The organism is Polaribacter sp. (assembly GCF_965656025.1).
Lineage (GTDB): Bacteria > Bacteroidota > Bacteroidia > Flavobacteriales > Flavobacteriaceae > Polaribacter.
The window spans coordinates 20,532-42,371 of the sequence record NZ_CBFHJT010000001.1 but is presented as its reverse complement, the minus strand read 5'-3'; the positions used below and the strand labels follow the sequence as shown (position 1 = coordinate 42,371).

The following is a 21,840-nucleotide window of genomic DNA, read 5'->3' as shown; positions in this document are numbered from 1 at the left end:
ATACTTACCAGTTAATTTTACTTTGAATGGCAAAATGGTCTGAATATTTTTCTGAAAAAGTTGAAAACTTATTTACAATTGCATCATTATCAGTTAAAATAAAATCGATTCGCATAGGAAACCAATAATTAAATGTTTTACCAAATCCTTTACCAGCTTCTATAAAAGCATCTTTTTTATTTTTAGAAATTTTATCATACATCCAAGAATAACTAGTATTATTAAAATCTCCACAAATTATTTTTTTTCCTTTCCAGCTTTGTTCGTGCTTTAAAAACAGCTCTGTTTGTAAGGCTTGTTTTTTAAATGCATTTGAAACTCGTTTTAATAATTTTTCAGAATCAGATTCCCCAAAATTATCCTCATTGGGTTTTATTCTTAAAGATTCAAAATGTGCGTTATAAATTCTAATAGTATCTTTTTGTTTTAAAATATCGGCAAAAATGATATTGTTTCCATCGCTTTTTAAATTTAATGTACCCGAATTTATAATTTTGTATTTCGAATAAATAGCCAAACCATATTTTCCTCTTTTTGTTTTTATATATTGATAAGGAAATTCAATATCTATTTTAGATGATTTGTAATACTCTTGTACGGCTAAAATATCTGGATTTTTCTCTTTTAAAAAAGCAAAACCATTTACGGTGCTATCCTCTTTTTTGGTAAATAAATCAAAAGTTTTTACATTATAACTCATCAACTTTAAATCTGAATTTAAAGAAGAGTTTTTACCAGATAATTTATAAAAAGGAGTCATAATCATCCAACCTAAAATTAAGATGAGAAAAGATAAAAGAAACTGTTTTTTTAATTTTAGCAACCAATAGATTACAAAAAATATATTTACAATTAATAGTACAGGTACAAAAAGACTTATTACAGCAAAATCCGGAAAACTTTTAGGTGATATATGAGGTAACAAAAAAGATAGCAGCAGTAATACAGCTAGTAAACTGTTTATTAGGTAAAGTATTTTATCTAAAAAAGCTAACTTTTTCATTTAATTTTTGCCTTGCTTAAATAAAAACTCTTTTTCCGCTTTTGTTAAGGTGTCATAACCAGATTTGCTAATTTTATCTAAAATAGCATCTATTTGTTGTTGGCTGGGTGCTTTGGTTTTTTTTGCTGTTTTTTTAGTTTTCGATTTATAAACAGTTTGTAAAGGTTTTTCTTTTCTTTTAAACAAAGAAAAAAAGCTGCCCAAAATATCTATTTTTTTGTTACTAGCCTGATTAACATATAAAAAACCAAATAGAGCACCTCCTAAATGCGAAAAGCTTCCACCCGCATTGGGGCCAATTAAACCAATAAAATCGAATGCCAACCAAATTGCAGCCAAATGCCAAACTTTTACAAAACCAATAAACCGAATACTTATTTGGTAATTGGGCATATAGGTGGCTAAACCGATAAATATAGCAGAAACACCTGCAGAAGCACCGACTAAACGTGACGAACTACCTTCGAATAATGGAAAATAGTTCTGACTTAAAAGATAAAAGATACCGCCAAAAACAGTTCCTAAAATATAAAAGTTTAAGGCTTGTTTTTGTGTAAAATACTGAATGAACAAATTACCAATAAAATACAAACCAATCATATTGAATAATAAATGGATAAAGCCTGAATGTAAGAAACCGTAAGAGACAATGGTCCAAGGTTTTGTAAGTAGATTGTTAAAATTATCGTCTAAAGAAAACCACTCTATAATAAAGCTTGTTTGCCCTCTATACAAACCTTGTAAAACTGTAATTAATAATGTTAGCGCAAAAATACCAATATTAATATAGATTAGTTTCTCTATAATGCTACCCGTTTTAAACTTGTATTTTATGTTTTCTATAAAGCTCATTAATATCTCTTAAATTGATTTTTTTTCCAATAATAAGCAATGATAAAGCCAATTAAAGCCCCACCAACGTGTGCAAAGTGTGCAATATTTCCTACAGAGTATTTTGTCATTCCAAAAAATAAATCACCCAAAATCATCACAGGAATAAAATATTTTGCTGCTATAGGTACTGGAAAAAAGATTAAGGCTAATTTGGCATCTTTAAAATACAAACCAAAAGCTACTAAGACACCATAGACTGCACCTGACGCACCAACAGCAGGTGTACTGTAAAGCATTGAAATTTTGTTAAATTGTTCTTGAGAAATTGCATTTATTACTCTCGAGTCGTTTGTACTTCCTTTTTCTAAAATTGATAAAATTTCTGAAGGATTTAATCCTGCATTTATAAAGAGATCATAAATTCCATTAAATTGATAATAATTAACCAAAGTATAAATTAATCCAGCACCAATACCTGCAGAAAAATAGAAGAAAATAAATTTATTTTTACCCCACATTTGCTCTAAAGGTCCACCAAAAGCCCATAAACCATACATGTTGAATAATATATGAGGAAAACTACCATGCATAAACATATGGGTAACGTATTGCCAAATGCCAAAATGTTCATTTTCAGGAAAATGCAAAGCCAAAATATTTGTAAAATCTAATTGTAAAAACTGTGGAGCTACAAATAAAATTACATTTATAATAATTAAGTGTTTTATGGCGTCTGTAAGTTTCATCATATAATTAACTATTAAATAAATTATCTATTTGGTTTAATGTTAATGTTTTAAAGGTTGCTTTTCCGAAAGGAGATGCACTTGGTTCTTTGCATGAAAATAAATCGTTTACCAAACTTTCTTGCTCTTTTTCAGACAATAAGGTACCAGTTTTTATAGACAATGTTTTTGCAAATGATTTTGCCATAATATCAAAATGACTAAAACTGGTATCTGGTACTTCTAAATTAATGTCGTTTAACAATTCTTCTAAAATGATGGTAATTTTACTTTCGGTTACAGAAACTGGTATTCCTTTTATAGTAACACTATCTTTTGTAAATTCATCAAAAGAAAAACCAGCATTTTCTAATTCTGTTTTAATGGTGTAAATCATTTCTATTTCTGCAGAAGAAAAAGAAATTTTAACAGGAAACAATAATTGTTGGCTATTGGCTTCTTTAACAGTGATACTTTCTAAAAATTGTTCGTATAAAATTCTTTGGTGTGCCAAAGATTGATTGATTAAAACCACCCCAGATTTTATCAAACTCATCACATATTTACGTTGTATTTGAAAGGTTTTTTGTGTTTTTTCTGCTTCTTGATGCTCAAATAAACTTTCTGTAGTTGTTTCAGTAGAATCTACAGAGGTATATAAAGCTTCCCAATTTTGGGTTTGTTTTTCTTTTTTTGAAGAAAAATTATTATTGTTTTGTTTGTCCTCTTTAAACGGATTAAAATCTGGATCCACAGAAATTTTTGGTACTGTTGCAGTTTTAGCAGCTGTTTTAAAGTGGTAAGGCGTATCTAAATTGGCATCTCTATTAAAATCTAAAACAGGTGCAACATTGTATTGTCCTAAACTGTGCTTTACAGTAGCTCTTAACATGGCATACAAAGCCTTTTCATTATCAAACTTTATTTCTGTTTTTGTAGGATGTATATTAATATCTATCGTATTTGCAGGTACTGTTAAATATAAAAAATAGGAAGGATGTGCACCTTGTTCTAACAAACCGTCAAATGCATTTACCACTGCATGATTTAAATACGAACTTTTTATAAAACGATTGTTTACAAAAAAGAATTGTTCGCCTCTTTTACGCTTAGAAAATTCTGGTTTTGCAACAAAACCTTCTATATTTACAATATCTGTAGTTTCGTTTATGGGTACTAACTTTTCGTTCATTTTACTACCAAAAACAGCTACAATACGTTGCCTAAAATTACCACTTTTTAGATGATACACTTCATTGTTATTGTGATGTAATAAAAAGGCAATATCAGGATGTGCCAAAGCCACTCTTTGAAACTCGTCTATAATATGTCGTGTTTCTACAGTATCTGATTTTAAAAAATTTCTTCTTGCTGGTATGTTGTAAAATAAATTTTTTACAGCTAAACTGGTACCTTTTGCGGTAGAAATAAAATCTTGAGAAACTACTTTACTACCTTCAATTTTAATACAAGTACCTAATTCTTCTTTTGAGGTTTTTGTTTTTAGCTCTACATGTGCAATGGCCGCAATAGATGCCAAAGCTTCTCCTCTAAAACCTTTGGTACACAAATTAAATAAATCTTCTGCTTTTTGTATTTTAGATGTTGCATGTCGCTCAAAACACATTCTTGCATCTGTGGCGCTCATACCTTTGCCATCGTCTATTACCTGAATTAAGGTTTTACCTGCATCTTTAATTAATAATTTAATATTGGTTGCACCCGCGTCTATTGCATTTTCTAATAGCTCTTTTACTACAGAAGCTGGTCTTTGTACTACTTCTCCTGCAGCAATTTGGTTTGCAACATGATCTGGTAAAAGTTGAATGATATCAGACATTAATTATTTTATAAATATAGATAAATCAAAATCTATGATGTACAAAAAGATAAATACTAAAATACTAATGATAATGATTAGTGTTTTGTTTACACCTTTGTCTGGTGTTTTTAAATCTTCGATAGCATCATTAAATCGGCCTTTAAGTCCTTTGTTTTTTCCAGCAGTTTTTCTAAATTGATCTAGTTTATGCTCAATTTTAAAAGGATTTCCTTCTCCTTTATAATAGCGTGGTTTGTAATCAAATTTTTTATTTGTTCTTTTTAAAAATCCCATAGTTTTAGAAATAATTGGTACATAGATGTAAGGCTAAGTCAATTTTTATGCCAATTTTAAAAGCAAATCAAATTTAAAGAATTAAAAGGAAAATGCCTAAGATAGATGTTAAAAGTATTCTTAATTTATTCTAAAAATAAAAGGATACAACGTTTGCTAGTAAAGATGATTGGTTTATAGTATTTTAAAACAAGGCTTTTTAAAAACCAATACTTTCTTTTTGTAAATCTGTATTTTTTATAGCTGCCATTTTTACAGCGGCTACAGCACATTCAATACCTTTGTTACCAAGTTTACCACCAGATCTATCTAAAGACTGTTGTTTGGTATTATCTGTTAATACACAGAAAATTACAGGCACATCATACTTCACATTTAAATCTATAATGCCTTGTGTAACACCTTCGCAAACAAAATCGAAATGTTTGGTTTCTCCTTGGATTACGTTGCCAATAGCAACAATGGCGTCTACATTTTTAGACTGAATCATTTTTTTACAACCGTAAACGAGTTCGAAACTACCAGGTACATCCCATGAAATAATATTTTCTTTTGTTGCACCACAATCTATTAAAGTTTCTATTGCTCCTTTTTTTAGATTTTCTGTAATTTCAGGATTCCATTCAGAAACAACAATCCCAAATCGAAAAGGTTTCGCATTTGGGATTGTAGCTTTATCGTAATAAGATAAATTTGTTGTTGCCATATTTTCAGTATTCAGTATTCAGTATTCAGTATTCAGTTGGCTATAAAGACTGCCAACTGCAACTACTTTACTGCCTACTATTTTCCAGCGTATTTAGCAGCATTTATAAATTTTTCTACATCTCTACCTTGGTCAGATGTAGGGTGATTTTCTTTAATCTTTGTAAATAAAGAAGCTGCTTTATCATACTTTTCTAATTGCATAGCAGTTTGCCCAGCTTTGTATAAGAAAAGAGGTGTTGTAAATTCGTTATCTTGCTTGTTAGCTGCTTTTTCGTAATATTCTAAAGCTTGTTCTGGTTGATTGATATCTGCAAAAGCATCTCCAATTGCACCCAAAGAAACAGGACCTAACAAAGCATCGTCTGAATTAAACTTCTCTAAATAAGTAATTGCTTTTTCGTATTCTTTCATTTGTAAATAAGAAACACCTGCATAGTAGTTTGCTAAATTACCAGCATCTGTACCACTGTAAGATTCTGCAATATCTAAAAAACCATATTTACCGTCTGCACCTTCTAAGCCTAAATTTAGTAAAGAATCTATACCAGAACCTGCAGTTGCAGCTTCATCGAAATATTTTCTTGGAAAAGCCAATTCATTAGAAGCTTCTATTTCGTTTGGTTCTACGATGTATTTATTGTAGCCTAAATAAGCTAAAAACAATACTACAACACTTACCAAAGCTATAAATAGCGGTTTGCTATTTTTTTCTATCCATTGTTCAGATTTAGAAGCAGTTTCATCGAGAGTGTTAAACACTTCAGCAGTTGTGCTTTCCATTTCTTCAACTCTTTGTTGGTCTTTTTTATCTTTAGGTTTGTATCCTCTTTTCTTGTATGTTGCCATATTTGGTTAAAAATTAGTGGCGACAAAAATAGTTTTTTTAATTGGATTTTAAAAGGAGATAATTCGCAAAATTTTCAATAATTTGCAAAACCTTTTTAATAACTTATTTAATTCATGTATTTACAAAAGCTTTCTTTAGTCAATTTTAAAAATATAACCTCACAATCTTTTGATTTTCAGGAGAAAATAAATTGTTTTGTAGGTAATAATGGCGTGGGTAAAACCAATATTTTAGACGCTATTTATTACTTATCTTTTGCAAAAAGCTATTTTAATTCTGTTGCCATACAGAATATTAAACATGGTGAAGCCTTTTTTATGGTAGAAGGAGATTATATTTTAAACGATAGAAATGAAAAAATTGTTTGCAGTTTAAAAAAAGGACAAAAGAAGGTTTTAAAGAGAAACGGAAAAAGTTACGATAAGTTTTCTGAACACATAGGCCAATTACCTTTGGTAATTATTTCGCCTGCGGATAGAGATTTGGTTACAGAAGGCAGTGATACTAGAAGAAAGTTTATAGATGGTGTAATTTCTCAACAAAACAAAGAATATTTAAAAGACTTATTGGCTTATAATAAAGTGTTGAGCCAAAGAAATGCTTTGTTAAAATATTTTGCCGCAAATAGAACTTTTGATGCTGTAAATATTGGAGTGTATAATGAACAGTTGTCTGAATATGGAGCTAGAATTTACGAAACTAGAAAAGCATTTTTAAATACCTTTATACCTATTTTTAATCAAAAATATAAAGAAATTTCTGGCGATAATGAGCAAGTAAACTTAAATTATAAAAGTCAGTTGCATGATTTTACAATGGATGATTTAATGGCAAAATCTTTAGAAAAAGATAAGATTTTACAATACACAACCTCTGGAATACATAAAGACGATTTAAATTTTGAAATAGGAGAGTACCCGATTAAAAAGTTTGGCTCTCAAGGCCAACAGAAATCATATTTAATTGCTTTAAAATTAGCACAATTTCAATTTATTAAAGAAAAATCTAAAATAACGCCTATTTTATTATTAGATGATATTTTTGATAAGTTAGATGAAAATAGAGTTTTACAAATTGTAAATTTGGTCAATAATGATGAATTTGGGCAAATTTTTATCACGGATACACATTCAGAAAGAACCGAAAATATAGTAAAGCAAGGCGATAAATCATATCAAATATTTAAGCTTTAAGCTCTCAGTTTTAAGTTCAATGTTTTGAATTAAAATCAATATTTTTAAACCACAAACCACAATAAACCTTGTAATCAAAGTATGTCAAAAAGAGAAAACGATTCTATTTCTATACAAGATTTAATGCAGTCTTTTATTAAAGAAAATAATTTAAGCAAAGGCATGCAAAAAATTAAGGTAGAAGAAACTTGGACTAAAATGATGGGGCCAGGTGTAGCAAACCATACAACCTCTGTGAAATTGCAAAACAAAACTTTAATTATACAACTAACTTCTTCTGTTTTGCGTGAAGAGTTAAGTTATGGGAAAGAAAAAATTATAAAAATGATGAATGAAGAACTGGGTGACGAAGTAATCTCTAAATTAATGTTGGTTTAATTTATCTCAAATCGTTGTTTACTTCAATCCAATAGCCATTTGGGTCTTGAAAGTAGACTTGTATAATACCATCATTTCTAACATAATCTTTTTGAACAGTACCCAACCAATCACCATATTCTATTTCTAAAGTTATTAAATGATTTATAAATGCTTGAATATCTTTCGTAGAAATAGCAAAATGTACAGCCTTGTTAGTTTTTACAACTTCATTGGGTCTTGGTATCAAGTGTAATTGCCTATTATCATTAAAAACCAACCATCTTGTTTTAGAGTTAGAAGCTGTATTTTTTATTTCTTTCAATTGAAATACTTTTTGATAAAATTCAATTGATTTTACTACGTCTTTAACGGAAATTGCAATATGGTTTACGGTAAACTTAAACATAAATCATTTTTTCATAAAAGTAAATAAATAAGCCATTTTGTAGATTGTTTTTTGCTAAAAATCTTCTAGAAAATTTCATCACAAAAAAAACTCACAGCAAAAGCTATGAGTTTTTTAACTAAATATATTTGTACTGAAGTTTTTCCAGTATTTTTAACTAAGAATTCTAATTTAGAATTGCTCTCTTCCAGAAAAATGAAAATTACCTTCTATGGCTGCATTTTCATCAGAATCTGAACCATGTACAGCGTTTTCTCCCATAGAAGTTGCATACAATTTTCTAATTGTGCCTTCTGCAGCATCCGCAGGATTTGTAGCACCAATTAAAGTTCTAAAATCTTCTACAGCATTGTCTTTTTCTAAAATTGCTGCAACAATAGGTCCACGAGTCATAAATTCTACTAACTCACCAAAAAACGGACGCTCATTATGCACAGCATAAAAAGTTTCTGCGTCTGCTTTTGTCATTTGTGTTTTTTTCATTGCTACAATTCTAAATCCTGCAGCATTTATTTTTTCTAAAATTGCACCAGTATGTCCGTTTTCTACTGCATCTGGTTTTAACATGGTAAATGTTCTATTTGTTGCCATTATATAGACTTTTTTATTTCTAATTTATTAGTAAAATTTTGCATTACAAATTCGGCGCGAAATTACACAATTTTTTTAATTAAATTGTATCTTCGCCAACTATGATTTTAAAAGGATTTGAAGAATTAAAAAAATTTCTTGACAAACCAAGAAATATTGTGATTGTAGGACACAGGAATCCAGATGGAGATGCTATGGGTTCTACCTTAGCTTTGTGCCATTATTTTTCAAAAAAGGGACATCAACCTACAGTGGTTGTGCCTAATGAATATCCAGACTTTTTACATTGGTTACCTGGTTCAGATCATACGTTTCGTTTCGATTGGCAAAATTCTCAAGCTCAAAAAGCTATTAAAAATTCTGATATTATTTTTCTTTTAGATTTTAATGCATTGCACAGAGTTGGTAGCGATATGCAAAATACATTAGAAAAATATGAGAACGATTTTGCAATGATAGATCATCATCAACAACCAGATGATGTAACATATATGTATTCTGATACCGAAATTTGTTCTACTTGCCAAATGGTGTATCAATTTATAGAAATGAATAACGATTTAGACTTGATTGATGCAGATATTGCTACTTGTTTGTATACAGGTATTATGACAGATACTGGCTCTTTCAGGTTTAGGTCTACTACAAGTAAAACACATAGAATTATTGCAGATTTAATAGATAAAGGTGCTCAAAATGACAAAATACACAACAATGTGTACGATGCTAATTCTTACGGTAGATTGTTGTTGTTAGGGCAAGCATTAAGCAATTTACAAATTTTACCTGAATTTAAAACTGCATTTATCACTCTAACAGAAGCAGAAAAGAAAAAGTTCAATTTTGAAAAAGGAGATACAGAAGGTGTTGTGAATTATGCACTTTCTTTAAAAGGAATTATTTTTGCAGCCATATTTATAGAAGATACTGAACAACAAATTATTAAAATTTCGTTTAGATCTAAAGGTAGTTTTTCTGTAAATAAGTTTGCTAGAAGTTATTTTAATGGAGGTGGACATGACAATGCTGCTGGTGGTAGATTTGATGGTAGTATGGAAGAAGTAATTGAAAACTTTAAAAGCTTGTTACCTAAATATACAAAAGAACTTAATGTGTCTTATGAAGCATAGTTTTTACATTATATCTATAGTATTTATACTTTTTGGTTGTACAAAAACACAACCCAGAAGACCTATTAACCCAAAACCTTCTACTACAATTTTTAAAACGAATATAGAAACTTCCAAAAAACTAATTGAATCAGAAAACAAAAAAATAGCAGATTATATTGCAAAAGATACTACAAAAACCTATATAAATTCTAATAACGGTTTTTGGTATACATATATTAATAAAGTTGATACAGATACGATTACACCTAAAGTAGGGGATGAAGTAGTTCTAAATTACAATGTAAGTGATTTAAATGATGAAATTATTTATAGCAAAGAAGATTTAGGATTAAAAAACTACAAAGTAGATAAAGAAGATTTTATTTCTGGTTTACAAAGGGGAATAAAGTTGATGAAAGAAGGAGAAACCATTACATTTGTAATTCCATTTTACAATGCCTTTGGTATTTCTGGTGATGGCAATAAAATTGGATTAAAACAAACAATAAAAAGTACAGTAACATTAATTAAATTAAATAAATCAAATTAAAAATGAAGAGTATAAAAAATTTAGCAATTGTAGCTATTTCAGCAACCTTATTTTCTTGTGGTAATCAAGTAAAAGAAGTAAAATCTTTAAATTCAGAATTAGATTCTGTAAGTTATGCAGTAGGTATGAGTATGTCTATGCAATTAAAATCTAATTTTAGTGAAGTAAATAAAGACTTATTATCACAAGGAATTAGAAATGGTTTAGATTCTACCAATTTATTGATAGAAACTAAAGACATTCAAAAAATACTGAGCACTTATTTCCAAAAGAAACAAATGGCTAAGCAGAAAGAGATGCAAGAAAAAGCAGCAAAAGAAGCAGAAGCTAAGTTTGGTGAAAATAAAAAAGCAGGACAAGAATTTTTAGCTGCAAACAAATCTAAAGATGGTGTAAAAACCACAGAAAGTGGTTTACAGTATATAGTTATGAAAGAAGGTAGCGGAGATTTAGTGAAACCTACGGATAAGGTTAAAATTCACTATCATGGTTCAACTATAGATGGTAAAGTTTTTGATAGTTCTGTAGATAGAAATCAACCTTATGAGTCTAATGCCAATATTTTTGTACCAGGTTTTAATGAAGCTTTAGCATTAATGAAAAAAGGTTCTAAATACAAAGTGTTTATTCCACAAGAATTAGCTTATGGTCCACAACAAAGAGGTGCAGATATCAAACCATTTTCTACATTAATTTTTGAAATAGAAGTTTTAGATATTTTAGATAAATAATGAGAAAAATCTTTTATCTTTTAATAGCAATACTGTTTCTAAATTCTTGTACTTCAGAAAAGTACAAGAATTTAGACGACGGTTTGTATGCAGAAATACAAACCAGTAAAGGAGATATACTATTAGAATTATATGCAAAAGAAGTATCCAAAACAGTAGCAAATTTTGTTGCATTGGTAGAAGGTACACACACAAGGTTACCAGATTCTTTACAAGGAGATAATTTTTATGAGGGAATTATTTTCCACAGAGTAGTCCCTAATTTTGTAATTCAAGCAGGTGGTTTTACTCCAAATGGTAGAAAAAGCACTGGGTATTTATTTGGTGATGAGTTTCCAAAAGATACTGATGGTAATTTTATTTTTAAGCATGATGATAAAGGAGTACTTTCTATGGCAAATGGTGGGCCAACAACAAATAACAGCCAATTTTTTATTACACACAGAGCCATTCCTCATTTAAATGGTAAACACAGTGTTTTTGGTAAAACAACAGTAAATTCTTTACAGCTAAAAGATTTACAAACAAAATTTACAGACTCTTTAAAATTGCAACAAGCTATTGATTCTGTAAGTATGTTAGTAGTTAATAAAATTGCACAAAAAGATACTATTAAAACCATTGATATTGTTAGAGTAGGCAGTTTTGCCAACAATTTTGATGCTGCAGAAGTTTTTGATAGAGAAGTTCTTAAATCTAACAAATCTCAAGAAGACAAAATTAAAGAAGAAAAAAAGCTAGAAGAAAAAAGATACTCTAAATATTTAGAGCAAAAGAAATTGTTTTTAGCAAAAATGGATGAAGCCAAAGCAACTAAAACAGAATCTGGTCTTCGAATTTTAAAATTAAAAACTGCTAACGGAAAAAAAGTAGTTGCTAATAAACCAGTTACAGCAAACTATACCATTTACATTGCAGATGGTAAAAAAATACAATCTACAGAAAACAGTGGGCAACCTTTAGTTTTTCAGTTAGACGATGAAAAAAAACCCATGATTACAGGTTTTAAAGAAGGTGTTTTAACTTTAAGAGAAGGCGAAAAAGCAAGATTATTTATCCCTTATTATATCGGTTTTGGTAAAGATAAATATGGCCCTTTTCCTGCAAAAGCAGATTTAGTTTTTGAAGTAGAAATCTTAAAAGTAGGCAAGTAATTTGATAGATACACTCATACAAAAAGATAAAGAATTACTCGTATTTTTAAATAATTTAGGAAATGAGCAATGGGATTCTTTTTGGTTAATTGTTACCAATCAATTTTATTGGGCGCCTTTATTTATTCTTATATTTTATCTAGTAATCAACGCTTTTGGTTGGAAACGTGGTGGTTTCATGATTCTTTCTTTAATTGTGTTAGTAGCAATTTCAGACCAATTTACGGTATTTATTAAAGATTACACACAAAGGTTAAGACCTAATAACGACCCAGAAATTAAAAATCTTTTAAGAACTTTAATTAAACCAGGAAGCTATAGTTTTATGTCTGGTCATGCAACAACTTCAACTTTTTTTGCAGTATATACAATACTGCTTTTAAAAAGAAAGTACAAATACATCTATTTCATTCTCTTTTTTCCTGCTTTATTTGCCTACAGCAGATTGTATTTAGGTGTTCATTTTCCTCTAGATATTTTTGTGGGTATCATTACAGGAACTATTTTGGGTAACTTGTACTTTACACTTTATAAAAAATTAGATAAAGTTTCTTTTTCTTAATACTTCTCATAGTTTAAATTTTTATAACATCACTTTAAAAGATGTTTTATTTTATAGATCTTTATTGATAATTAGTATCTATTACTAAGAAAAAAACTTATTTATTGTTTTTTACATAAATTAATTACCATAAATATTATTGTGAATAAACTAACGTCTTTTAAGTTAGAAAATGGTCTTTAAAAAAGATAAAAATCAGTAAATTTGCCATCGAAAACATCAAAAGAAAAAGATGAAAATATCATACAATTGGTTAAAGCAGTTTTTACAAACAGATTGGGATGCTGTAAAAACAGGGGAATTATTAACTGATTTAGGTTTAGAAGTAGAAGGTATAGAAACTATAGAATCTATAAAAGGAAGTCTAAAAGGCATTGTAATTGGCGAAGTTTTAACTTGTATACAACATCCAAATGCAGACAGATTAAAAATTACTACAGTAGATTTAGGACAAGGCGAACCTGTACAAATAATTTGTGGTGCACCCAATGTTGCTGCTGGCCAAAAAGTACCTGTTGCAACAATTGGTACTATTTTATATGATGATAAAGGAGCTCCTTTTAAAATCAAAAAAGGCAAAATAAGAGGAGAAGAAAGTCATGGAATGATTTGTGCAGAAGACGAACTAGGTTTAGGTTCTAGCCATGATGGAATTATGATTCTTGATGAAACATTGGAAGTTGGTAAACCAGCAGCAGAAGTTTTTAATATAGAAACAGATCAGGTTTTCGAAATTGGTTTAACGCCAAATAGATCAGATGCCATGAGTCACTTTGGGGTTGCAAGAGATTTGCGTGCTGGTTTTATTCAAAATGATATTAATTTAGAACTTATATCTCCTTCTGTAAGTGATTTTCATGTAGATGAAAGAACTTTACGTTTTGACGTAGAAGTAGAAAACAAAGAACAAACACCAAGATATTGTGGAATTACCATTACAGATGTAGAGGTAAAAGATGCTCCTGAATGGATACAAAATCGATTGAAAGCTATTGGTATTACACCAAAAAATAATATAGTTGATATAACAAACTATGTGTTGCACGAACTTGGGCAACCCTTGCATGCTTTTGATGCTCAAAAAATTAAAGGCAATAAAATTTTAGTTAAAAACTTAGCAGAAGGCACAAAGTTTACAACTTTAGATGAAGTTGAAAGAGAATTATCATCAGAAGATATTATGATTTGTGATGCAGAATCAAATCCACTGTGTATTGCAGGTGTTTTTGGAGGATTAAAATCTGGTGTAACAGAACATACAAGTGCTATATTTCTAGAAAGTGCTTATTTTAATCCTGTTTCTGTTAGAAAAACAGCCAAAAGACATGCTTTAAACACAGATGCTTCTTTCCGTTTCGAAAGAGGTATAGATATTAATATGACAGAATATGCATTAAAACGTGCAGCTTTGTTAATAGAAGAATATGCAGGTGGTAAATTGGCTTCAGATATTTCTGACTTTTACCCAGAAAAAATGGAAGATTTTCAAGTTTTTCTATCTTATGAAAATTCTTACAGGTTAATAGGACAAGAAATTCCGAAAGAAACCATTAAAAATATTTTAGCTTCTTTAGAAATTAAAATAAATAGCGAAACTGAAGGTGGTTTAGGTTTAACGATACCATCTTATAGAACAGATGTACAACGTGAAGCTGATATTATAGAAGAAATTTTAAGAGTATATGGTTATAACAATATTGAGTTTTCTCATAAACTAAATACTTCTATTTCTTTTGATTCATCTAAAGATACTAAAATCGAAAATGTTGTTGCCAATCAACTAACAGCCTTAGGCTTTAATGAAACCATGGCAAACTCATTAACTAAACCAAGTTATATTGAGTTGTCTGAACAATTAAATGAAGCTGCAAATGTAGAAATGTTAAATCCCTTAAGTAACGATTTAAAGGCCTTAAGACAATCTTTACTTTTTAGTGGTTTAGAATCTGTTGCTTATAACATCAACAGAAAAAACAACTCTTTAAAGTTTTATGAGTTTGGAAAAACGTATCATAAATACAACGAAAAATACCAAGAAAATAAACATTTAAGTTTATTTGTAACAGGTAATAGAACTATAGATAGCTGGAAAACAACAACTAATAATTCAGACTTTTTCTATACAAAAGGAATAATAACTACTGTTTTGCAAAGATTAGGTATTCAAAACTTAAAAACTACTCCTACCAAACAAGATGTTTTTTCTGAAGGTGTAACCTTAAGTTTAGGAAAAATGAAGTTGGTAGAATTTGGTGTTATAAAAAATACTTTATTAAAAGAATTTGGTATCAAACAAGAAGTTTTATTTGCAGACTTTAATTGGGATACTATTTTAAAATTAACAGGTAATAAAAATATTAAGGTTGCTAATTTGCCAAAATTTCCAACCGTAAAAAGAGATTTAGCTCTATTGTTAGATACTAAAATTGAATTTAAAGAAATTTATAATTTAGCTTTTCAGTCAGAAAAGAAATTACTGAAAGAAGTAGATTTATTTGACGTATATGAAGGAGACAAATTGCCAGAAGGCAAAAAATCTTATGCCGTAAGTTTTTTATTACAAGACGATACAAAAACGCTAGCAGACAAGCAAATAGATAAAATTATGCAAAAATTACAGCAAACTTTTGAGAAGAATTTAAATGCTGTTTTAAGATAACAGAAAAGCTCCAATATAATTGGGGCTTTTTTTTAATAATAGAAATTAATTTTCGATCATTAAAATAGATAAATTACATTTATGTACAAAACACTTATAAGACCCATTTTATTTTTATTCGACCCAGAAAAAGTACATTATTTTACTTTTTCTTTAATAAGAATGCTGTGTAAAATACCTTTTGGAGCCTCTATATTTAGAAGTTTGTATCAAATTAATGATACTCGTTTAGAGAAAAATTTATTTGGTTTGTCTTTTAAAAATCCTGTTGGTTTGGCTGCAGGTTTCGATAAAAATGCAGTTTTGTATAACGAATTGGCAAACTTTGGTTTTGGTTTTATAGAAATAGGAACAGTTACTCCAAAAGGACAAGTTGGAAACCCTAAAAAAAGGTTATTCAGATTAAAAGAAGATAAAGGTATTATTAACAGAATGGGGTTTAATAACGATGGTATGGCTGCTGCTATTAAAAACCTTAAGAAAAATAAACACAAAGTTATTATTGGTGGTAATATTGGTAAAAATACAGACACCTTACCAGAAGATTATACACAAGATTATTTACAGGTTTTTAAAGAGTTACATCCTTTTGTAGATTATTTTGTACTAAATGTTAGTTGTCCGAACGTGGGAAGTCATGCAAAATTGAACGACAAAGAGTATTTGTTAGAATTAATTACCGCTTGTCAAAATCAGAACAATCGTTTTAAAATAAAAAAACCAATACTTTTAAAAATTGCGCCAGATTTAAATAACACACAATTAGATGAAATTATAGATTTGGTTGCAGAGACAAAAATTGATGGTGTTATAGCCTCAAACACTTCTACAACAAGAGATAATTTAAAAATATCTAAAGAACGTTTAAAAGAAATTGGTAATGGAGGTGTAAGTGGGCAACCTATTAAAAATCAGAGTACAAAAGTAATACAATACTTGTCTAGAAATTCTAACAAAGCTTTTCCAATTATTGGAGTAGGAGGCATACATAGTGCAGAAGATGCTTTAGAAAAATTAGCAGCTGGTGCAGATTTAGTACAAGTATACACAGGTTTTATTTATGAAGGACCTAGTTTAATAAAAAATATAAATAAGGCTGTTTTAAATAATTTATAAATAATCTAGCTGGCTTTCTTTATATTTTAATATTGAATATAATTTAAATGATAGAAACGCTACTGTCTTTTGCTTTTGCTACTTTTGTTTTAGCAATTTCTCCTGGTCCAGATAATATTTTTGTACTTACACAAAGTATTGTAAATGGTAAAAAATACGGTTTAGCTACTGTTTTTGGCTTAATTTCTGGATGTTTAGTACATACTACATTATTAGCATTTGGTGTATCAGCAGTTATTAAAGAATCTGAAAATTTATTTTTTGCGATTAAATTTTTTGGTGCTATTTACTTACTCTATTTGGCTTACAAAGTTTTTAAATCTGATGGAAAAATAACTTTATCTTCTGAAAGTTCACCTTTAAAAACTACAAAGCAATTGTTTAAACAGGGATTTATTATGAATGTATTAAACCCTAAAGTATCTATATTCTTTTTAGCTTTTTTTCCTGGTTTTTTATATAGTACAACCTTAAATACTGTGATTCAGTTTTATGTTTTAGGCTTTGTATTTATGTTGGTTTCTTTTATTGTATTTGCTTTAATTGCCTTACTTGCAGGTAAAATATCTTCTACCATATCAGAAAATGCACGTATCGGTTTTTACTTAAAATATTTACAAATTGTAGTTTTTATAGGTATTGCCATATTTATTTTGGTATAAAAAAAACCAAGCAAAAATGCTTGGTTTTTAATAATTAAAATATTGTTTTATTATGGTGCAGCAGTTACAGCTCCTAATGTATATAACTGTTCTAGAGTAGGAGAATCGCTACCACCTTCTGGTTCTAACGTAATACCAAATGCTTCTGAGTCATTTGCATTTTCTATCGTAAATATTTTATTAGCATCTGCTGTAAAAGTATCTATTGTACCTAAACTTGTAGGCGTTAAAGGAGATAATTTTAAAGACCACACTTGATAAACTTTACCTTTAGGCGGTTCTGGTAAACCTTTAGCATCTAAATATATAGAATTGGTTTTCTTATCCCAATATACTTTTGCATAAGAGTTTGGAGATACTTTTTGACCTGCTAATGGTATAGATATAATGTCTTTATCTCTAAATACTTCTATTAACTTTTCTGCTTCTGCTAAATTCGTAGAGGCTTTATCTATTTGCTCTTCTAATTCTTGTTTTTCTGTTGCTATTTGTTGTTTTAAACTATTATTTTGAACAACTGTGTAAATTAAGACACTACCAAATATAAATGCTGCAGCCCAACCAGTTAATAAGCTCCAATTTGTTTTAGGCTTGGTAATTGGTATTACTTTAGTATTATTAGTATTTTCTAGTTTATTTACAATCTGTTTAAAACTATCTTTTGAATTATTTTTTGAAGCTGCTGCAGTTAATTTTACAATAGCATTTTCTATAGACAACACTTCCTCTAATAATTCTGGATATTTTTTTATAGCCGCTGTTACTTCTTCACTTTCTTTTTCAGATAGTGAACCTGCAACATAAAGTTCTAAAACTCCTGATTCTATGTAATTTTTAATATTCATTTTTAAACACCTAACATGGTTCTTAACTCTGTTATACAATTTCTATTTCTAGTCTTGATAGTGCCTAAAGGCATTTCAAGTTCTTCAGAGGCTTCTTTTTGTGTAAAGCCTTTAAAATACAAAAGTTCTATTACAGATTTACATTTGTCTCCTAATTTTCTGACAAATTCTTTTATACCTATTGCATCAGTAGAATTATCTAAACTTTGGCTAGTTTCTAATATATCTACGAAATAATCTGAGTTAAGGTTTTGTTTTGATTGTTTATATTTTTTTGAACGCGTATAATCTATAGCCGCATTTCTTGCTATATTTAATATCCAGGTGAAAAAACGCCCTTTTTTAGAAGCGTACATGTCTGATTTGTTCCAAGCTTTTATAAATACGTCTTGTGTAATTTCTTGAGCAACATCGTCATTTTTTACGATGGTATTAATAACACCAGAAATACTATCACAATACATATTGTACAATTTTTCATAGGCTTTTATATCCTTAGCTTGAAATTGTTTTACTAAAAGTTCGTTATCTACCATATATTTGTAAAAGTATCGAAAATAATTGTTTTATTCTGATATAATTACTTTTTTATAAAGATAAAATCTCCACCTTCATCACCAGTATTACTAATTGGCGCGTATTGTGGTTGGTTGTCTCCTGTTGTATTATTGATTACAGGGTCTTCTATCATGTTAAAAAGTTGTCTAGCAGACAAATATTGAGATTGATTTTGTGTTAATCTTTTTAATAAATACTTCATAAATACACTTTTATTTGGTACCGTTGTTAATGTACCACTGGTAATTGCTCTTCTACTTGGCAAAGAATATTTTTTTTGTACTGCTTTAGAAGCTGTTTTGTAAGATCTATCCGTTTTTAAAATACTACCACTAAAACAAGCATCAGAAATTAAAAGTGTATGTTTAGAATTTATAGATTTTATATACGATACTACACTTGTGTTTAAAATTACATTTCCTTCAAATTCCATATTAGTATCAGAAGGCATCCAGTAACCTTTTTCGCTCACTTCGTCATAATTTCCGTGTCCTGCGTAAAATATTAATACATTGTCATTTTTACCTACTTTTTTCTTAAGATTATAGAATTCTTTAATAATTTCATTTTCTGTAGGACTTTTTAAAATTGTCACATTTTCATCATCAAAATTATAATTATTCACCAAAACATCTGCTAAATCTTGTGCATCTTTGGTAGGTTCTCCTTTTAAGCCTTCTATTGTTTTATCTGTATAATCACTAACACCAATAATTAAGGCATAGTATTTACCAAAACCAATATCTAATTTTTCTGTTTCGTCTACTGTGGTAATAATAGTATTATTAATATCTGCAGATTTTCTTTTAATGGTAAAAGTTTTAGTTGATGATGCTTGTTTAATATCTGTAGCTTTTACAATTAAATCATTTTTACCATATTTTAATGGCACATTTGCTATAAAAGTACCATCTTCTGTAACACTAGCTTCTACTCCATTTACAGTAATCTCGTATATACCATCTGCATCAGTTGCTTTACCTTTAACTAATACTTTTTTTGCTTCAACAATTTTAAAGCCTCTGCTTGTTTCGATGTTTGGTTCTGTTATAACAACTGTTGGTGGATTATTAAAATTAGAAGATTGATATTTAATATCTAAATAATCTACAGCAATTTTTTTATCATAATAAATAGTGTACCCAATTTTGTTACCAAAAAATGGCTCAAAAGGTGTTTCGTTTACATATTTATTATTGATATAAAAACGTAATAAACCTCCAGATTTTACAATTTTTATTTTATTGAATTGGTTTAACCCAGTTTTCATGCTTTTAGCAGCTGTATAGGGTATAATTTTCTTATAAACATCGTTGTCAAATTTTCTAAAACTATAACCACCATTGCTATACAATAAAAATGTAAATTCGTTAGAAGAGTTTTTTCTACCAAATGTAATACCATATAAACCCTCGTCTGACGTTGCTGTTTTTGCTAAAGAGGTTTCTATAATAAAGTCTTTACTATCATCTAATTCAAAAGCGTTACTAATAAAAATCCCTCCTTTTTTCTTTTTGTTTAACTGTAATTTACCACTAGTAATGTTAGCAGAATAATCTTCTGAATTTTCTATTTGCCATGCACTTTTATTACTATCAAAATTGTCTATAAAAGGCACTTTTAATACTTTACTAGCAATTACATTTGTATTGTTTTCTTTGTATTTAACCCTTAAATAATCTATCGCAATTTCTTGGTTGTTGTACACTACATAACCAATTTTGTTACCATAAAATTGCTCGAAATCTGTGGAGTGTACAAAGTGATTGTTTATATAGAATTTTGCACTACTGCCTTCTTTTACTAATTTTAATACGTTCGATTTTTGGTTTCCAGTTTTTACATGACTGGTAGTGGTCCATTTTTGGATGATTTGTTCTTTATTATTTACTACTCTAACAATTTTATAATATCCACTAGAAGATATGTAGAATCTAAAATCATCGTCATTTTTTCTACCATATATTAAACCATAACCATAATTAGTAACACCGCTAATTTTGTCTATTTTAGTTTCAATTTCAAAATCTTTAGAGGTATCTATATCTTTATCTATATAAGTAGACCAACCTTTTTCTGTTCTTTTGTGTTTTAGGTAGTATTTTCCTTTATTTATTTTAAAGTCAATGTTTGTATCACTTTTTTCAAACCAACTGTTATTATTACTGGTATATTGCTCACTAAAATGGTAACCTGAATCTGAATAATTAAAGGTGGTTATATTGTCTGTAGTATTAAAATTATTATTTATTGTAGTTTTTTTATCTAAATAACCTACGCTTAAATATGCGATAGAAATTTTTTGTTTATTGTAAATAATATATCCTAACCTGTCTCCAAAAAACTCTGGAGAGTAATCTGTGTAAACTTTGGTGTTGTTTATGTAATATTCTAAATTTTTACCATTTTTTACAACTTTTAAAACGTTGTAAGCACCATTTCCTTTTCTAATCGAACTAGAAGATGTCCAGTTTTTTAAGTAATTATCGCTACCATTTTTCACTCTTTTTATAGAATAAGAACCATTACCATTTATATAAAATAAATTTTGATTGCTAGAGTCTTCTCTCCCAAAAATGATACCATAACCATTGTTTTGGATACCACTAATTTTTTTAATGTCTGCTAAAATCTTAAAATCTCTGTCTGTATTAATGTATTTACTGATGGTAGAAGACCAACCACCTTTGTCTCTATTGTGTGCAAAATCGTAATTGCCATTTTTTATTTCTAAGGTAGCGTTATTATTATTGCTTAAAGCCCAATCATTTATATTACTTGTATAACCATCAAAAAGTATACTTTCTTTTGTAATGTGGCTGTTTTTGGTAATTGTTGTATTTGTATTGGTTTTGTTGTCTGTATACATCATACTTAAATATCCAACAGATATTTTTATTTTATCGTAAACAATAAAACCTACTTTGTTACCATAAAGCTTTGTGTAGTAGCTGGTATGTACTAATTTACTATTAATGTAAAAGTTGTACTTGCTTCCTTTTTTTTCTATTTTTAAATAATTGTACTTTCTATTTCCTGTTTTTATATGGCTACTATTGGTCCATTCTTTTACATAAGTTCTTTTACCATTTACAGTTTTATTTATGA

Annotated in this window: 22 protein-coding genes; 10 read left to right on the top strand and 12 right to left on the bottom strand. The window is 28.8% G+C overall.

Going from position 1 to position 21,840, the window contains the following annotated elements:
• Positions 1-4 precede the first annotated feature (4 nt).
• From ACTG3S_RS00210 to ACTG3S_RS00180, 7 genes are all read right to left on the bottom strand, one after another.
• Positions 5-1,003, bottom strand: a complete 999-nt coding sequence (locus ACTG3S_RS00210) for an endonuclease/exonuclease/phosphatase family protein (protein ID WP_439127359.1) — start codon at positions 1,001-1,003, stop codon at positions 5-7.
• Entirely contained in the window at positions 1,004-1,855 is an 852-nt protein-coding gene (locus ACTG3S_RS00205; RefSeq protein WP_439127358.1) for a rhomboid family intramembrane serine protease, read from the bottom strand.
• The gene (locus tag ACTG3S_RS00200) at positions 1,855-2,586 is read right to left on the bottom strand and encodes a rhomboid family intramembrane serine protease (RefSeq protein WP_439127357.1); all 732 of its coding nucleotides are present in this window, start codon (positions 2,584-2,586) and stop codon (positions 1,855-1,857) included. Before ACTG3S_RS00200 ends, ACTG3S_RS00205 begins: the two co-directional genes overlap by 1 nt.
• A gap of 4 nt (positions 2,587-2,590) precedes the next feature.
• Complete coding sequence (mutL, locus tag ACTG3S_RS00195; RefSeq protein ID WP_439127356.1) at positions 2,591-4,402, bottom strand: DNA mismatch repair endonuclease MutL; 1,812 nt, start codon at positions 4,400-4,402, stop codon at positions 2,591-2,593.
• 3 nt (positions 4,403-4,405) lie between these two features.
• Positions 4,406-4,678 carry a riboflavin synthase subunit beta gene (locus ACTG3S_RS00190; protein WP_439127355.1) on the bottom strand — a complete coding sequence of 91 codons (273 nt, stop codon included), beginning with the start codon at positions 4,676-4,678 and terminating at the stop codon, positions 4,406-4,408.
• Between the two features lie 199 nt (positions 4,679-4,877).
• Positions 4,878-5,384: a 6,7-dimethyl-8-ribityllumazine synthase gene (gene ribH, locus ACTG3S_RS00185; protein WP_439127354.1), complete on the bottom strand. Its 507-nt coding sequence runs from the start codon at positions 5,382-5,384 to the stop codon at positions 4,878-4,880.
• 77 nt (positions 5,385-5,461) lie between these two features.
• Positions 5,462-6,232, bottom strand: coding sequence for a tetratricopeptide repeat protein (locus tag ACTG3S_RS00180; protein WP_439127353.1), 771 nt, complete (start codon positions 6,230-6,232; stop codon positions 5,462-5,464).
• Between the two features lie 114 nt (positions 6,233-6,346).
• Here ACTG3S_RS00180 and recF point away from each other — a divergent pair, with 114 nt between their 5' ends.
• Entirely contained in the window at positions 6,347-7,426 is a 1,080-nt protein-coding gene (gene recF, locus ACTG3S_RS00175; protein ID WP_439127352.1) for a DNA replication/repair protein RecF, read from the top strand.
• Between the two features lie 81 nt (positions 7,427-7,507).
• Positions 7,508-7,804: a DUF721 domain-containing protein gene (locus ACTG3S_RS00170; RefSeq protein WP_439127351.1), complete on the top strand. Its 297-nt coding sequence runs from the start codon at positions 7,508-7,510 to the stop codon at positions 7,802-7,804.
• A 1-nt stretch (position 7,805) separates the two neighbouring features.
• Here the strand turns inward: ACTG3S_RS00170 and ACTG3S_RS00165 are convergent, their stop codons facing one another.
• Both ACTG3S_RS00165 and ACTG3S_RS00160 read right to left on the bottom strand, forming a co-directional pair.
• Positions 7,806-8,192 (bottom strand): VOC family protein, encoded by a 387-nt coding sequence (locus tag ACTG3S_RS00165; RefSeq protein ID WP_439127350.1) that lies wholly within the window; start codon positions 8,190-8,192, stop codon positions 7,806-7,808.
• Positions 8,193-8,363: 171 nt separating this feature from the next.
• On the bottom strand, positions 8,364-8,783 hold the full coding sequence (locus ACTG3S_RS00160) for a nucleoside-diphosphate kinase (RefSeq protein WP_439127349.1): 420 nt from the start codon (positions 8,781-8,783) through the stop codon (positions 8,364-8,366).
• A 101-nt stretch (positions 8,784-8,884) separates the two neighbouring features.
• On the opposite strand from ACTG3S_RS00160, the gene ACTG3S_RS00155 reads away from it, so the two are divergent.
• The 8 genes from ACTG3S_RS00155 to ACTG3S_RS00120 all read left to right on the top strand — a co-directional run bounded on the left by ACTG3S_RS00155 (position 8,885) and on the right by ACTG3S_RS00120 (position 17,329).
• The gene (locus ACTG3S_RS00155) at positions 8,885-9,913 is read left to right on the top strand and encodes a DHH family phosphoesterase (protein ID WP_439127348.1); all 1,029 of its coding nucleotides are present in this window, start codon (positions 8,885-8,887) and stop codon (positions 9,911-9,913) included.
• Complete coding sequence (gldI, locus tag ACTG3S_RS00150) at positions 9,903-10,445, top strand: gliding motility-associated peptidyl-prolyl isomerase GldI (protein ID WP_439127347.1); 543 nt, start codon at positions 9,903-9,905, stop codon at positions 10,443-10,445. Before ACTG3S_RS00155 ends, gldI begins: the two co-directional genes overlap by 11 nt.
• A gap of 2 nt (positions 10,446-10,447) precedes the next feature.
• Positions 10,448-11,176: an FKBP-type peptidyl-prolyl cis-trans isomerase gene (locus ACTG3S_RS00145; RefSeq protein ID WP_439127346.1), complete on the top strand. Its 729-nt coding sequence runs from the start codon at positions 10,448-10,450 to the stop codon at positions 11,174-11,176.
• Positions 11,176-12,330 (top strand): peptidylprolyl isomerase, encoded by a 1,155-nt coding sequence (locus ACTG3S_RS00140; protein WP_439127345.1) that lies wholly within the window; start codon positions 11,176-11,178, stop codon positions 12,328-12,330. The genes ACTG3S_RS00145 and ACTG3S_RS00140 overlap by 1 nt, the downstream gene beginning before the upstream one ends.
• A gap of 1 nt (position 12,331) precedes the next feature.
• A complete protein-coding gene (locus ACTG3S_RS00135) occupies positions 12,332-12,892 on the top strand; it encodes a phosphatase PAP2 family protein (RefSeq protein WP_439127344.1) in 561 nt (186 codons plus the stop codon).
• Between the two features lie 232 nt (positions 12,893-13,124).
• The gene (gene pheT / locus ACTG3S_RS00130) at positions 13,125-15,551 is read left to right on the top strand and encodes a phenylalanine--tRNA ligase subunit beta (protein WP_439127343.1); all 2,427 of its coding nucleotides are present in this window, start codon (positions 13,125-13,127) and stop codon (positions 15,549-15,551) included.
• Between the two features lie 81 nt (positions 15,552-15,632).
• A complete protein-coding gene (locus ACTG3S_RS00125; RefSeq protein WP_439127342.1) occupies positions 15,633-16,667 on the top strand; it encodes a quinone-dependent dihydroorotate dehydrogenase in 1,035 nt (344 codons plus the stop codon).
• A gap of 47 nt (positions 16,668-16,714) precedes the next feature.
• A complete protein-coding gene (locus tag ACTG3S_RS00120) occupies positions 16,715-17,329 on the top strand; it encodes a LysE family translocator (RefSeq protein WP_439127341.1) in 615 nt (204 codons plus the stop codon).
• Positions 17,330-17,379: 50 nt separating this feature from the next.
• Here the strand turns inward: ACTG3S_RS00120 and ACTG3S_RS00115 are convergent, their stop codons facing one another.
• From ACTG3S_RS00115 to ACTG3S_RS00105, 3 genes are all read right to left on the bottom strand, one after another.
• Positions 17,380-18,174: an anti-sigma factor gene (locus ACTG3S_RS00115; protein WP_439127340.1), complete on the bottom strand. Its 795-nt coding sequence runs from the start codon at positions 18,172-18,174 to the stop codon at positions 17,380-17,382.
• A 2-nt stretch (positions 18,175-18,176) separates the two neighbouring features.
• Positions 18,177-18,710, bottom strand: a complete 534-nt coding sequence (locus ACTG3S_RS00110) for an RNA polymerase sigma factor (RefSeq protein ID WP_439127339.1) — start codon at positions 18,708-18,710, stop codon at positions 18,177-18,179.
• A gap of 44 nt (positions 18,711-18,754) precedes the next feature.
• The coding region (locus tag ACTG3S_RS00105) for a hypothetical protein (RefSeq protein WP_439127338.1) at positions 18,755-21,840 on the bottom strand (3,086 nt) is incomplete at its 5' end.

Bases quoted from the DNA above. Each gene is read 5' to 3' on its own strand.
- ACTG3S_RS00210 (WP_439127359.1), bottom strand. From the start codon at position 1,003: ATGAAAAAGTTAGCTTTTTTAGATAAAATACTTTACCTAATAAACAGT.
- ACTG3S_RS00205 (WP_439127358.1), bottom strand. From the start codon at position 1,855: ATGAGCTTTATAGAAAACATAAAATACAAGTTTAAAACGGGTAGCATT.
- ACTG3S_RS00200 (WP_439127357.1), bottom strand. From the start codon at position 2,586: ATGATGAAACTTACAGACGCCATAAAACACTTAATTATTATAAATGTA.
- mutL (WP_439127356.1), bottom strand. From the start codon at position 4,402: ATGTCTGATATCATTCAACTTTTACCAGATCATGTTGCAAACCAAATT.
- ACTG3S_RS00190 (WP_439127355.1), bottom strand. From the start codon at position 4,678: ATGGGATTTTTAAAAAGAACAAATAAAAAATTTGATTACAAACCACGC.
- ribH (WP_439127354.1), bottom strand. From the start codon at position 5,384: ATGGCAACAACAAATTTATCTTATTACGATAAAGCTACAATCCCAAAT.
- ACTG3S_RS00180 (WP_439127353.1), bottom strand. From the start codon at position 6,232: ATGGCAACATACAAGAAAAGAGGATACAAACCTAAAGATAAAAAAGAC.
- recF (WP_439127352.1), top strand. From the start codon at position 6,347: ATGTATTTACAAAAGCTTTCTTTAGTCAATTTTAAAAATATAACCTCA.
- ACTG3S_RS00170 (WP_439127351.1), top strand. From the start codon at position 7,508: ATGTCAAAAAGAGAAAACGATTCTATTTCTATACAAGATTTAATGCAG.
- ACTG3S_RS00165 (WP_439127350.1), bottom strand. From the start codon at position 8,192: ATGTTTAAGTTTACCGTAAACCATATTGCAATTTCCGTTAAAGACGTA.
- ACTG3S_RS00160 (WP_439127349.1), bottom strand. From the start codon at position 8,783: ATGGCAACAAATAGAACATTTACCATGTTAAAACCAGATGCAGTAGAA.
- ACTG3S_RS00155 (WP_439127348.1), top strand. From the start codon at position 8,885: ATGATTTTAAAAGGATTTGAAGAATTAAAAAAATTTCTTGACAAACCA.
- gldI (WP_439127347.1), top strand. From the start codon at position 9,903: ATGAAGCATAGTTTTTACATTATATCTATAGTATTTATACTTTTTGGT.
- ACTG3S_RS00145 (WP_439127346.1), top strand. From the start codon at position 10,448: ATGAAGAGTATAAAAAATTTAGCAATTGTAGCTATTTCAGCAACCTTA.
- ACTG3S_RS00140 (WP_439127345.1), top strand. From the start codon at position 11,176: ATGAGAAAAATCTTTTATCTTTTAATAGCAATACTGTTTCTAAATTCT.
- pheT (WP_439127343.1), top strand. From the start codon at position 13,125: ATGAAAATATCATACAATTGGTTAAAGCAGTTTTTACAAACAGATTGG.
- ACTG3S_RS00125 (WP_439127342.1), top strand. From the start codon at position 15,633: ATGTACAAAACACTTATAAGACCCATTTTATTTTTATTCGACCCAGAA.
- ACTG3S_RS00120 (WP_439127341.1), top strand. From the start codon at position 16,715: ATGATAGAAACGCTACTGTCTTTTGCTTTTGCTACTTTTGTTTTAGCA.
- ACTG3S_RS00115 (WP_439127340.1), bottom strand. From the start codon at position 18,174: ATGAATATTAAAAATTACATAGAATCAGGAGTTTTAGAACTTTATGTT.
- ACTG3S_RS00110 (WP_439127339.1), bottom strand. From the start codon at position 18,710: ATGGTAGATAACGAACTTTTAGTAAAACAATTTCAAGCTAAGGATATA.